Source organism: Pseudomonas sp. NPDC087814 (assembly GCF_044742865.1).
In the GTDB taxonomy this organism is placed as follows: Bacteria; Pseudomonadota; Gammaproteobacteria; order Pseudomonadales; family Pseudomonadaceae; genus Aquipseudomonas.
In genome coordinates this window covers 24,419-36,597 of the sequence record NZ_JBIUVK010000018.1, presented here as the reverse complement: position 1 = coordinate 36,597, position 12,179 = coordinate 24,419, and the positions used below count along the sequence as shown (strand labels likewise).

Sequence of the window (12,179 nt, the reverse complement as noted above, 5' to 3'; positions counted from 1 at the left end):
CCTCAGCCCAACGCCGTATCCATCACCATCATCAAGCAAAACCCGATACACAGCCCCAGGCTGGCGAGCTTGTCATGGCCATTGCGCCGCGACTCGGGAATGACTTCGTGAGTCACCACCAGCAGCATGGCCCCGGCCGCCAGCGCCAGCCCCAGCGGCAACAGCACCTGGGCCAGGCTCACCAGCCAGGCACACAGCACCGCAAAAACCGGCTCCACCAGACCTGACGCTGCGCCGATCAGGAACGCCTTGACCCGCGACATCCCTGCCCCGGCCAGCACCAACGCAATCACCAGTCCCTCCGGCACATCCTGCAAGGCGATACCCATGGCGAGGCTGTCGGCATCCGGCATGCCGCCGCCTGCCGAGACACCTACGGCCATGCCTTCGGGAATGTTGTGGGCAATGATGGCGAACACAAACAGCCAGATACGCGGCGGTATCACCGGATGCTCCGGACTGCCCACGAGCATTTCCGGGGTGGCGCCGGAGACCTTGCGATCCACCAGATACAGCCCGAACGCGCCCAGCATGATGCCGAAACTGATCAATCCACTGGCGCCCCATGGCGTCAGCCCCAGGCTTTGGGCAGCCGCAATACCCGGCACGATCAGCGAAAACGCCGTAGCGGCCAACATCACCCCGGCACCGAAGCCGAGCAGCGTGTCGCTCACCGCCAATGGCATCCGGCGGATCACCAGTACCGGCACGGCACCCAGGGCGGTGCCGAGCGCGCAGATGGCCCCGCCCTGCAAGGCACGCAGGATGCGCGGTTCCAGGTCAAGCCAGGCCAGCCCTTGGGCCACCAGCAATGCAGTTCCTGCCAATAGCAGCAGCGAGCCAAACGCATAACGAAACATTCGCACGCTGCTGATCGCCAGTGTTTCAGTGCCCATAGTCGGCCTTAGATCTTGTTATAGAGGAGTTTCAGCCCAGCGCAGCCTGGTAGCGGCCGGCAACTTCCGGCCAGTTGATGACGCTGTAGAACGCATTGATGTATTCCGGACGACGGTTCTGGTACAGCAGGTAATAAGCGTGTTCCCAGACGTCCAGGCCGAGGATTGGCGTATTGCCGTTCATCAACGGGCTGTCCTGGTTGCCGCTGCTTTCCACCACCAGGGTCTTTTGCGGCGTCACGCTCAACCACGCCCAGCCGCTGCCGAAACGGGTCAAGGCAGCTTTGGTGAAGGCCTCTTTGAAGGCGTCGAAACCGCCCAACTGCTCGTCGATGGCGTTACCCAGCGCGCCGTCTGGCTTGCCGCCGCCCTTGGGCGACATGACAGCCCAGAACAACGAGTGGTTGGCGTGGCCGCCGCCCTGGTTGATCACCGCCGCCCGGAGCTTTTCCGGCAGTTGCTGGACGCTGGACACCAGTTTCTCCACCGGCCAAGCGGCAAACTCGGTGCCTTCGACGGCTGCGTTGAGGTTGTTGATGTAGGTCTGGTGGTGCTTGGTGTAGTGGATCTCCATGGTTTGCGCGTCGATATGCGGTTCAAGGGCATCGTAGGCGTAAGGCAAGGCCGGCAAGGTGTAGGACATATCAATGAGCTCCATAAAAAGGGCTGTTGCGGGTCGACGCATCCGATGGCGCCACGTTGCTGCCCAGCAGGCGGTGGGTACGTGGGTACTCACCGTGATCGCTGATGAAATTCAGCAGTTCGACGTAGGTCTTGCTGCTCTGACGCAGGGCCGCTTCCCGCAATAGCGGGTTAAGACGGGTGTCTTGCATGGTCTGCAACAGGCGCTGGTGAATGGCGCAGAGGTATTCCGCGCTTTCTTCCGGCTGGTTCAGGCGCAAGTGCAGGTCGGCCAGGTTGTGATGGGAAATGACGCAAGCCGCCACCGCTTCGTCGGCATCCGCCCAGCGCTCAAACAACACTTGAGCCAGGGCCAGGGCTTGCAGGTAGGCCTCGCGGGCATCTACCAGCTCGCCCGCCATAAAGCAGCGATTGGCCCGTTCGATCGTGCGTTTCCAGTGCTCCATGGTGAGCCTCCAAAGCAGGGTCGGTGATTACACGCCGCCGGCCGTGAGCTTTTCCGGATCCAGCAGGATTTCCAGTTGGCTGCGGGGCAAGTCGGTATGTTCGAGCGCCACATCAATCACCGGACGGCCTTGTTGATAGGCCTTCTTGGCGATTTCGGCGGCCTTTTGGTAACCGATGATCGGGTTGAGTGCGGTCACCAGGATCGGATTGCGCGACAGCGCTTCCTTGAGCTTGGCTTCGTTGACCTTGAAGCTGGCGATGGCCTTGTCGGCCAGCAGGCGGCTGGAGTTGGCCAGCAACTCCAGGCTGCCGAGCAGGTTCTGGGCAATGATCGGCAGCATCACGTTGAGTTCGAAGTTGCCGGACTGGCCGGCGATGGTAATCACCGTGTCGTTGCCGATGACTTGTGCGGCAACCATGGCGGTGGCTTCCGGGATCACCGGGTTGACCTTGCCGGGCATGATCGAAGAGCCCGGCTGCAGGCCTTCCAGCTCGATTTCACCAAGGCCCGCCAATGGACCGGAGTTCATCCAGCGCAGGTCGTTGGCGATTTTCATCAGGGACACGGCGGTGGTCTTGAGCTGCCCGGAGACCGCGACGGCCGTGTCCTGGGAGCCGATCAGCGCGAACAGGTTCTTGCCTGGGGTGAACTGGACGTGGGTCAGGCTGCTCAGTTGCTGGCTGAAGCGCGCTGCAAACTCCGGATGCGCATTGATCCCGGTGCCGACTGCAGTGCCACCCTGGGCCAGCGCCTGCAAACTCGGCAGCAGGTCTTGCAGATGACCGATATTGGCCTTGAGCTGCTGCGCCCAGCCATTGAGCACCTGGCTCATGCGCACCGGCATGGCGTCCATCAGATGCGTCCGACCGGTCTTGACGAAACGGTGCACCTCCTCGGCCTTGTGCTCGATCACCTGGACCAGGTGCAGCAGCGCCGGCAGGGTCTGTTCGTGCAGCACCAGCGCCGCACTGACGTGAATGGTGGTCGGGATGATGTCATTGCTGCTCTGGCCGCAGTTGACGTGATCGTTAGGGTTGACCGGCTCGCCCAGCAAGCGGCTGGCGAGGGTCGCAATCACTTCGTTGGCGTTCATGTTGGAGCTGGTGCCGGAACCGGTCTGGAAGATATCCACCGGGAAATGCTGCATGAAATCGCCTTCCAGCAAGCCTTGGGCGGCATCAACGATGGCCTTGCCCTGGGCTTCGCTCAGTTGTTTCAGCTCGACGTTGGCTTTAGCGGCGGCAGCCTTGGCCAGGATCAACGCACGAATGAACTGCGCCGGCATGCGCTGGTGGCTGATGGGAAAGTTGTTCACCGCACGCTGGGTTTGCGCGCCATACAAGGCTTCGGCGGGCACTTGCAGTTCGCCCATGCTGTCGCGTTCGATACGGGTGTTACTCATCGGAAGATCCTTGCACCAGGTCAGAGTGAGAAATCGATGGCAGCAATTCGCAGGTCGCCAATTGCCAGGCAAAGGTCTGCCAGCGCTTGAGGCGGCAGGCACAGTGGGAAAGTTTTTCCAGGTCGCGCAACGGGCGCCAGGCCTGGTCCAGGCACATGGACCGCCAGTGCCAGGGCAAGGCGATGTCGGAGGCGGTGTCCAGCAGCAGGCGGAATGAGGTTTCGCCGATGGTCCACGGGTGGGTCGCAGTGCAACAGGCGAGGTACCGGCCTTCGGCCAGATAATGTTCGATCAGGCGGGGCTCGTCGGGAGCAAGGCCGCAACGAATCTGACGACTCATCCAACGCCAGCTTTCCAGGTAGGGATCCTCATGCAGGACAGAACTCATGATCCACACTCATTCGGTAATGATATTTATTATTAAATGATATTGAGAATCAAAACAAGAGCCTGAGGGAATCACTCGGAATTCCAGGCACAAAAAAAGGCGCGCCACCCAATGGGTGGCGCGCCTTCTTTATGGCGTCTGTCGGCGGACTAGCTGCCGGCGACGGTCATCTTTTCGATCAACACCGAACCGGTGCGGATGTTGCTGCGCAGTTCCAGGTCATTACCCACCGCGACAATCTGCTTGAACATGTCACGCATGTTGCCCGCGATGGTCACTTCCTGCACGGCGAACTGGATTTCGCCGTTTTCCACCCAGAAACCCGCCGCACCACGGGAGTAATCACCCGTGACCATATTCAGGCCATGGCCCATCAACTCGGTGACCAGCAAGCCACGGCCCATGCGCCGCAACAGCGCCGCCTGGTCTTCATCGCCATGGGTGATGAACAGGTTGTGTACGCCACCGGAGTTGGCGGTGCTTGGCAGGCCGAGTTTGCGACCGGCGTAGGTGCCCAGCACATAGGACACCAGCTCACCGTTCTCGACGAATGGCTTGGCATAGGTGGCCAGGCCATCACCGTCAAACGACGAACTGCCCATGGCGCGCATCAGGTGCGGGCGCTCATCGATGGTCAGCCATTCCGGGAACAGCTTCTGGCCAATCGCGCCTTCCAGGAACGACGACTTGCGGTACAGGTTGCCGCCGGAAATCGCCCCAAGGAAACTGCCGAACAAACCACCGGCCAGTTCCGCCGAGAACAACACCGGCACTTCACAGGTCGGCACCGGGCGCGCGCCCAGGCGGCTGGCAGCACGCTGCGCGGCGCGCTGGCCGATGAGTACCGGGTCCATCAGCAATTCGCCCTGGCGGTTCACGTCGTACCAGTAATCACGCTGCATCTGGCCGTTGGCTTCGGCGATCATCACGCAACTCAGGCTGTGACGCGTCGAGGCATAACCGCCGATAAAACCGTGGCTGTTGCCGTATACGCGGCAACCCTGATGAGTACTCAAGGTGGTGCCATCGGCGTTCTTGATCCGGCTGTCGGCATCGAATGCCGCCGCTTCACAGGTCAAAGCCTGTTCAATAGCCTGTTCCGGGGTGATGTCCCAGGCATGGAACAGGTCAAAATCCTTCAAGTCCCGAGCCATCAGGGCTGCATCAGCCAGGCCGGAGCTTTCATCTTCGGAGGTGTGCTTGGCAATCGCCAGTGCTGCTGCAACGGTTTCGCGAATCGCTTCCGGGCCGCTGGCAGAAGTGCTGGCCGAGCCCTTGCGCTGGCCCACGTACAAGGTGATGCCAAACCCCTGGTCGCGGTTGAATTCGACGGTTTCCACTTCCCGCTGGCGCACCGAAGTCGACAACCCCTGCTCCAGGGACACCGCCACTTCACAGGCACTGGCCCCCTGGCGCTTGGCCTCGGCAATGATCTGCTCGACTTGTTCCTGCAGTGCCGGTAACGCTTGCGGACCGACGCTTTGGGCTGCACTCTTGTTTTTCTCCACTCAAATTCTGCTTTCGGTTAAGGCCTTCTAGCGACCGGGCCGGACAAGCGGCCCCCGACTGGTTATCATGGCGGCGTTTCTTTGCGGACTGCCACCATGGTTGATTCTTACGACGACTCCCTCGATGGGGAGAAAAGCAAATCTCAGGTCAAACGCGAGCTGCATGCTCTGGTTGACCTCGGCGAGCGCCTTACAACACTCAAGCCTGACTTGTGTGCAAAACTGCCATTGACCGACGCCCTGCGCCGGGCTCTGAACGATGCGCCCAAGCACACCGCGAATATCGCGCGTAAACGGCACCTCATGTTCATCGGCAAACTGATGCGCGACCAGGACACTGACGCCATTCTGACGTTGCTCGATCAACTCGATGCCTCCACTCGCCAGTACAACGAGCGCTTCCATAACCTGGAACGCTGGCGTGATCGCCTGATCGCTGGCGATGACGCGGTACTGGAGAAGTTCGTCATCGAGTACCCGGATGCCGATCGCCAACAATTGCGCTCCCTGATCCGTCAGGCCCAGCACGAACTGGCGCAAAGCAAGCCACCGGCCTCCAGCCGAAAAATCTTCAAATACATCCGTGAGCTGGACGATATTCAACGCGGCCTGCGCTGACCCTCTTCCCCGGGTGGCGGCCTTCGCCACCCGAAGCTCCCGTTCTTACGACCCCGTGCCACCCACGGTGATCGCATCGATTTTCAAGGTTGGCTGGCCGACACCCACCGGCACCGACTGACCATCCTTGCCGCACGTCCCCACACCGCTGTCCAGCGACAGGTCGTTACCGACCATCGACACCTTGCTCATGGCTTCCGGGCCGTTGCCAATCAACGTTGCACCCTTGACCGGCGCGGTGATCTTGCCGTCTTCGATCAAATACGCCTCGCTGGTGGAGAACACGAACTTGCCGCTGGTGATGTCCACCTGCCCACCACCGAGGTTGGCGCAGTAGATGCCGCGTTTCACCGAGGCGATGATTTCGGCCGGATCGCTTTCGCCGCCGAGCATGTAAGTGTTGGTCATGCGCGGCATCGGCAGGTGCGCGTAGGACTCGCGACGACCGTTACCGGTGCGAGCCACGCCCATCAGGCGCGCGTTGAGCTTGTCTTGCATGTAGCCCTTGAGCACACCGTTTTCGATCAGTGTGGTGCACTCGGTCGGGGTGCCTTCGTCATCGACGCTCAACGAACCGCGACGCCCGGCCAGGGTACCGTCATCGACGATGGTGCAGAGCTTGGACGCAACCATCTCGCCCATGCGCCCGCTGTAGGCGGAACTGCCCTTGCGGTTGAAATCACCTTCCAGGCCGTGGCCCACCGCTTCATGCAGCAGCACGCCGGACCAGCCAGAGCCCAATACCACCGGCAACGTACCCGCCGGGGCCGGAATTGCTTCCAGATTGACCAGGGCCTGGCGCAACGCTTCACGGGCATACCCCATGGCGCGGTCTTCGGTGAGGAAATAACGGTAGTCGGTACGCCCGCCGCCGCCGTGGCCACCGCGCTCGCGACGGCCATTCTGTTCGACGATCACGCTGACATTGAAGCGCACCAGCGGCCGCACATCCGCCGCCAGGCCGCCATCGGTGGAGGCCACGAGGATGCGTTCCCACACCCCGGCCATGCTTACGGTGACTTGCTGGATACGCGGATCCAGGGCGCGGGTCGCCGCGTCCACACGCTTGAGCAGCTCGACCTTTTCGGCGCGGCTGATCACTTCCAATGGGTTATCCGGGGCATACAGCTGGGCCACGTCCTGGGTGCTGAACGCCTGCACCGTGCCGTTTTGCCCGGCACGGGAGATCGAACGCGCTGCGCGAGCCGCCAGCCCCAGGGCTTCCAGGGTGATGGCGTTGCTGTAGGCAAAGCCGGTTTTTTCACCGGACTGCGCACGCACACCCACGCCTTGGTCGAGGTTGAAGCTGCCTTCCTTGACGATCCCGTCTTCCAGGGCCCAGGACTCGGAAATCTGCCCCTGGAAATACAGGTCCGCAGCGTCGATGCCTGGCCCGGCCAGATCGCCGAGGACCGTTTGCAAGCTTTCGATGGTCACGCCACCAGGCGCCAGGAGGTGTTCACTGACTGAGGACAACAACTCGCTCATAGGTTTGGCCTTAAATTCATCGTTCTGAAGCAGGTCGCTGTGCGCCCTGCGAGAAAAAGCGCCGGTGGCCCGCCACCGGCATGCGCGTCCGTATCGACGCCTGTTCGCTGCTATCGCGTTCGGCCAACAACACCGCCTCGCCTTGATCCTGTTGTGCCAGCACGCGCCCCCATGGGTCGATGATCGCTGCATGCCCGAAGGTTTCCCTGGGCCCCGGATGCACGCCACCCTGGGCGGCCGCCAGCAGGTAGCACTGGGTCTCGATGGCACGCGCACGGATCAGCACATCCCAGTGCGCGGCGCCGGTTACCGCTGTAAAGGCCGAGGGCGCGGTGATCAACTCGGCACCCGCAGCGCGCAATTCGCTGTATAGCTCCGGGAAGCGCAAGTCGTAACACACCGTCAGCCCCAGGCGGCCGACCGGCGTATCCGCCACGACCACCTGGCTACCATGAGCATAGTCATCGGATTCACGATAACGACCCCGGGCATCGGCCACATCGACATCGAACAGGTGCAGCTTGTCGTAGCGGGCAACGATTTCGCCCTGATCATCGATCAGCAGCGAGCAGGCATTGGACTTGGCGTTCGGCTGATCCTTTGGGGGCAGCGGCAAAGTGCCGGCCACTATCCATAAGGTGAGGTCGCGGGCGGTCTGTTTCAACCATGGCAGGATCGGACCTTCGCCCAAGGCCTCGGCGCGACCGATATCGGCCACATCGCGACGGCCCATGGCGGCGAAGTTTTCCGGGAGTACCGCAAGCCTTGCACCGCCCGCCGCCGCTTGCTCCAGCAGGCGCCGAGCCTGAGCCAGGTTGGCCAGCACATCGCTTTGGCTGACCATTTGAATTACCGCAAAGGACATGGGCCCACACTCCAGAAAAGGCATGAGGCCATGCTACTCCACAGGTACTCAGTTTGGCTTTTCAAATGGCTTGTCGAAGGTGATTTTCGGGTCCTTCCACGGGCCTTCTACCTTGTACTGCACGCTGGCGAAACGCGAAACACGGTCGCCAATCAGCTTGTCGATCAGGAACAGCGCCCCGCCAATGGCCGGGGCGCCGACGATCAAAGCAGCAATCGGCAGGTTGTTGGTGACCGGCAGCGTCACCAGCAACTTGGCATCGACGCGGTCTGCCACCAGGTCCAGGGTGCCGTTGATCTCCAGGTTACTCGACGGGCCGGTCATGGTGATCGGCTCACGGGTTACAAACACGCCGTTACTGGCGGCCAGCAAGCCCTTGACCCGGTCATAACTCAAGCCCTTGCCAAGCAAGTCCGAGAAGTCCAGGCGCAGCCGGCGACCGATGGAGTTGAAGTTCAGCAAGCCAAACACCCGCAGGGCCTGCGCACCGCCGTCCACTTCAACAAACTGGCCTTTGCGGAAACTGGCGTCCAGGCTGCCGGAGAAACGCTTGGGACCTACCCAGGCCGGCGAACCCGGCCAGCGGCCGTCCACGTCCACGTGAAAATCTTCGCTGGTCACGCTCGGCGCAAATCCCCAGCCCTTGAGCACGTCGCCAATGTTCTTGCCATCGAGGCGGCCCTTGTACCAACTGCTGCTGGCACCGGGTGCACCTTCCCAACCGCCGGCGCCCTGGAGCACCATGCCCTTGAGCCCCAGGTTCAGGCTGTTGAACGCCATGCCCCTGGTGGTCGGGCGAACTTTCAGAGACCAGGCACCTACCAGGTCCGGGCCCTGGAACAACTGGGCAATCGAGATATCCAGCGCGGGAATATCCTTGGGATCAACATCAGCCAATGGGTCCGGCGCATTTTCATCCGCCTGCACGGTCGGATCCACCGCAGGCAGCTTCACGTACTGCAGGTTGACTGCAATCGGCGCGCCCTTGGCGTCCGGCAACCCCACGGTACCCTTGGCCTGCTGGCTGTCGAACTGCAAGCCCCAGGCAGCGGGTTTGCGGTCCAGCTGCAAGCTGACCTGGTCGAACTGGGTGCCGAAACCGGTCAGCTTGCCGACCTTGAAATCGGCCCCGCTCAACAACTGCTTGGCACTGCCACCCGGGTCGTTGCCGGCGTAGCGGTCCACGAGCTTTTTCCAGGGGTCGATATCCAGCTCCGACAACACGCCGCGGATTCGCAAGCCCTTGCCGGCCGGCAACACCGCATCGCCATCTCCCAGGAACAGCTCACCCCGGCCGTCGGCGAAATTGTCCGCCGGGGCGGCGAAGGTGAAGCTGCCCAACTCGCCATAATCGAACCAGTAACGGCGCTCCTTACCCTGCAAGGTCATGCGGAACACACTGTCGCGGCCCTGGCTCGCCGGCATGCCGAACGGCGCCGGCAGGTCCACGGCCACGCCCTTGAGATTGGAGCTGACCATCAACTGGCTGTCGGCGCCATCGAGGTTGAGCTGCAATTGGTAGGGGATATCGCCGGACACCGGCAACGGCTGGCTGACCTTCAGCCAGTCAGTCAGCCGCTTGACGGTCACCTGCCCTTTCGCGGTGACGCGGGTGTTGAGGTCGCCTGGCTTGCCATCGGCGAAAATCTGCGCGGTGATCGGTCGGTCGAAGGCCTGGGCGCTGATGTTCTGGCCACTCAGGCCCTTGGCGCTGTCGAAGCGGAAATCACCCTTGAGCTGGCTCAGGTCCAGCGTAGGCTCGGCCAGTTGCAGGCGGGACTTGTCGGTCTTGAAATCCACCACGATCTTGGGATCGGCGCCCTTGGCCAGGGGAATATCCAGGTCCAGCTTGCCTTGCAGGTCGCCCTCGCCTTTCCAGCCGGCGAAGGTCGAGGCGGTGCCGATCGGCGCTTCCTGAAGGATTTTCAGGCCATCGCCCAGGCCACCGGCAAAGTTGCCGGTGAGCAGCAGGTGGCTGTCCTTGCCTTCGGGGGCGTGGGGAATGTTGACGTAGATATCATTGACCTTGGTGTCGAGCAGCTGGCCCTTGCTGGCCAGGATGCGCACGCCGCTTTCCTCGACAAACACTTCACCCTTGACCTTGCTCACGTGCGGCCAGCCCGGCTGGAATGCCAGCTCGGCATCATGCACCTTGAAGAACAGGCTGATATTGCGCGAGGCAGGCAGTGCGTCGTGGTTCAGCGAGCCTTGGTACTGGAAGAAGCCCTCGTCCACTGCACCCTTGAGAATCGCAGTGCGCAGCCACTCATCGAGTGCCGGGCTCAACACCGCCGGCAGGTATTTGGGGGTGAAGCGGCCATCGCCGTCGACCATACCGACCCGCAGGTCCATGTAGTCTTCCTGGCTATGGTCGAAATGCAGGCGAATCAGGAAGTCGGCGGCGACCTTGCCCTCCTCGCCCAGCACCTTGATATACGGCGCGATCAGGGTGAAGCCTTCCTTGTCGAGCTTCCACGTCAGGCGGGCGTTGGCCTGGATGTACTGCCAGGGCTTGGCGAAGATCGGAAACAGGTGCAAGGAGAAATCCTTGCTATCCATGCGCAGCTCACCCTTGCCCAGGTCACCGCTGATGCTGCCGCTGACATTGCGGGCGGCCGGCGCGCCGAAGTAAGCGTCGAAACCAATACGGTCGAGGTTGGCCGCGAAGCTCACGCGCTGGTCGGTGGTGTCTTGAGGCCGATAATCCAGCAACACGTTTCGCAGCGTGCCGGTGGCCTTCAGATGATCCAGGGTGGTGGCCACGGCTTCCGGCAAGGGTGCCAAGGCGTGCAGCAATGGCGTGATCGGCGTCAGGTCGAGGCGATCGGCCTGCAGGTTCCAGACTTCCTGGGCCTTGTCGGTGGCCAGGGTTTGCTGCAGTTGCAGGCGCGATTCCCAGCGGGTGTCGCCGAGGTTCATTGCGAGCGAGTCAAACAGCACCTTGAGGCCGCTGTCACTGCGTTGCAGGTACGCAGTGAGGGCCAGGTTCTCAATATGAGTCGGCTTGCGATCGGCATAGCTGCCCTTGAGCTGCGGGGCGTTGAGGCGCACGGCGGCGCTTTGCACGGTGCCCTTGGCCCAGGTCAGCCAGAATTCGCCGCCAGCCTTGAGTTCGGAAAGTTTCCATTGCTGGGTCAGTTTTGCCGGGATCCATTTTGCCCAGTCACTCTGGGGCAAGCTCAGGTAAGCCTCGGCTTCGCCGTCTTTCCACTGGCTGGCGCGGATTCGGGTGCGCAGGTTCAACGCCAGGGGCTGGCCGTCGGGCAGGGTCAGGCGCGCGTCCAGGCGCTGGCGGTTGGCGCCGGTCTGCAGGCTCACGCCGACATAGGTCAAGGTCAGCGGAGCCTGGTCGAACGGCTGCAGCGTCACCTGGCTGTCGAGCAATGAAACCTGCCCGACCATTTGCAGGCGCGTCAGCAGTTGTTCGGGATCCAGCGGCTGGTCATCCTGCACCGGCAGGCCTTGCAGCGCCCAGTGGCCGTCCTGGTCTTCCTTCACGCTGACTTGCAGGCCGCTGACTTCCAGGTGGGCAATGCGCACTTCACGCGCCAGCAGGCTGGCCCAGATATCCGGCACCACTTGCACCTGGTCCAGGCGCAGGGCGCTGCTGCCCTCGCCGACCATCACGTCGTGAGCCAACAATACCGGCGCGAAGCCACTCCAGCGCCCTTCCAGGCTGCCGATGTTCACGGGCATATCCAGCGCAGTACGCGCCTTGGCCTCGATTTCGCCACGGTATTCCGCCACCAACGGCGTCAATTCACGGCCCAGGCTCACGTACACCGCCGCCAATACCAGCAGCAAGGCGCACAGGCCGAGGCCCCAGCGGGTCAATGCGGCAAAAAAGCGTATCAGACGCTCCATGTCAGGCGACCCTCAAAGGCAATAGTCGGACGGCAGATCAAGGCCTGCCCGTCTCGTTGA

Annotated in this window: 10 protein-coding genes; 1 reads left to right on the top strand and 9 read right to left on the bottom strand. The window is 62.2% G+C overall.

What is annotated here, in order from left to right; genetic code table 11:
- Window positions 1-2 precede the first annotated feature (2 nt).
- The 6 genes from ACIOMR_RS15945 to pmbA form a co-directional block, all read right to left on the bottom strand.
- Window positions 3-896 carry a ZIP family metal transporter gene (locus ACIOMR_RS15945; protein ID WP_401195141.1) on the bottom strand — a complete coding sequence of 298 codons (894 nt, stop codon included), beginning with the start codon at window positions 894-896 and terminating at the stop codon, window positions 3-5.
- A gap of 31 nt (window positions 897-927) precedes the next feature.
- Window positions 928-1,539 carry a superoxide dismutase gene (locus ACIOMR_RS15940; RefSeq protein WP_003216101.1) on the bottom strand — a complete coding sequence of 204 codons (612 nt, stop codon included), beginning with the start codon at window positions 1,537-1,539 and terminating at the stop codon, window positions 928-930.
- A gap of 1 nt (window position 1,540) precedes the next feature.
- Window positions 1,541-1,984: a hypothetical protein gene (locus ACIOMR_RS15935; protein ID WP_003216099.1), complete on the bottom strand. Its 444-nt coding sequence runs from the start codon at window positions 1,982-1,984 to the stop codon at window positions 1,541-1,543.
- 27 nt (window positions 1,985-2,011) lie between these two features.
- Window positions 2,012-3,388, bottom strand: coding sequence for an aspartate ammonia-lyase (locus ACIOMR_RS15930; RefSeq protein ID WP_008434316.1), 1,377 nt, complete (start codon window positions 3,386-3,388; stop codon window positions 2,012-2,014).
- Entirely contained in the window at window positions 3,381-3,776 is a 396-nt protein-coding gene (locus ACIOMR_RS15925) for a hypothetical protein (RefSeq protein WP_008434319.1), read from the bottom strand. Before ACIOMR_RS15925 ends, ACIOMR_RS15930 begins: the two co-directional genes overlap by 8 nt.
- 149 nt (window positions 3,777-3,925) lie before the next feature.
- Window positions 3,926-5,284 (bottom strand): metalloprotease PmbA, encoded by a 1,359-nt coding sequence (pmbA, locus tag ACIOMR_RS15920; protein ID WP_401195136.1) that lies wholly within the window; start codon window positions 5,282-5,284, stop codon window positions 3,926-3,928.
- Between the two features lie 96 nt (window positions 5,285-5,380).
- On the opposite strand from pmbA, the gene yjgA reads away from it, so the two are divergent.
- On the top strand, window positions 5,381-5,902 hold the full coding sequence (yjgA, locus tag ACIOMR_RS15915; protein ID WP_401195133.1) for a ribosome biogenesis factor YjgA: 522 nt from the start codon (window positions 5,381-5,383) through the stop codon (window positions 5,900-5,902).
- 45 nt (window positions 5,903-5,947) lie between these two features.
- Here yjgA and tldD read toward each other — a convergent pair whose 3' ends face one another.
- Genes tldD through ACIOMR_RS15900 form a run of 3 tightly spaced genes read right to left on the bottom strand, consistent with a single transcriptional unit; the run spans window position 5,948 to window position 12,119 of the window.
- The gene (tldD, locus tag ACIOMR_RS15910; protein WP_010170608.1) at window positions 5,948-7,390 is read right to left on the bottom strand and encodes a metalloprotease TldD; all 1,443 of its coding nucleotides are present in this window, start codon (window positions 7,388-7,390) and stop codon (window positions 5,948-5,950) included.
- A 16-nt stretch (window positions 7,391-7,406) separates the two neighbouring features.
- The gene (locus tag ACIOMR_RS15905; protein ID WP_008437218.1) at window positions 7,407-8,255 is read right to left on the bottom strand and encodes a carbon-nitrogen hydrolase family protein; all 849 of its coding nucleotides are present in this window, start codon (window positions 8,253-8,255) and stop codon (window positions 7,407-7,409) included.
- A gap of 48 nt (window positions 8,256-8,303) precedes the next feature.
- A complete protein-coding gene (locus ACIOMR_RS15900; protein WP_401195130.1) occupies window positions 8,304-12,119 on the bottom strand; it encodes a YhdP family protein in 3,816 nt (1,271 codons plus the stop codon).
- Window positions 12,120-12,179 lie beyond the last annotated feature (60 nt).

Bases quoted from the DNA above. Each gene is read 5' to 3' on its own strand.
- ACIOMR_RS15935 (WP_003216099.1), bottom strand. From the start codon at position 1,984: ATGGAGCACTGGAAACGCACGATCGAACGGGCCAATCGCTGCTTTATG.
- tldD (WP_010170608.1), bottom strand. From the start codon at position 7,390: ATGAGCGAGTTGTTGTCCTCAGTCAGTGAACACCTCCTGGCGCCTGGT.
- yjgA (WP_401195133.1), top strand. From the start codon at position 5,381: ATGGTTGATTCTTACGACGACTCCCTCGATGGGGAGAAAAGCAAATCT.
- ACIOMR_RS15905 (WP_008437218.1), bottom strand. From the start codon at position 8,255: ATGTCCTTTGCGGTAATTCAAATGGTCAGCCAAAGCGATGTGCTGGCC.
- ACIOMR_RS15930 (WP_008434316.1), bottom strand. From the start codon at position 3,388: ATGAGTAACACCCGTATCGAACGCGACAGCATGGGCGAACTGCAAGTG.
- ACIOMR_RS15925 (WP_008434319.1), bottom strand. From the start codon at position 3,776: ATGAGTTCTGTCCTGCATGAGGATCCCTACCTGGAAAGCTGGCGTTGG.
- ACIOMR_RS15940 (WP_003216101.1), bottom strand. From the start codon at position 1,539: ATGTCCTACACCTTGCCGGCCTTGCCTTACGCCTACGATGCCCTTGAA.
- ACIOMR_RS15945 (WP_401195141.1), bottom strand. From the start codon at position 896: ATGGGCACTGAAACACTGGCGATCAGCAGCGTGCGAATGTTTCGTTAT.
- ACIOMR_RS15900 (WP_401195130.1), bottom strand. From the start codon at position 12,119: ATGGAGCGTCTGATACGCTTTTTTGCCGCATTGACCCGCTGGGGCCTC.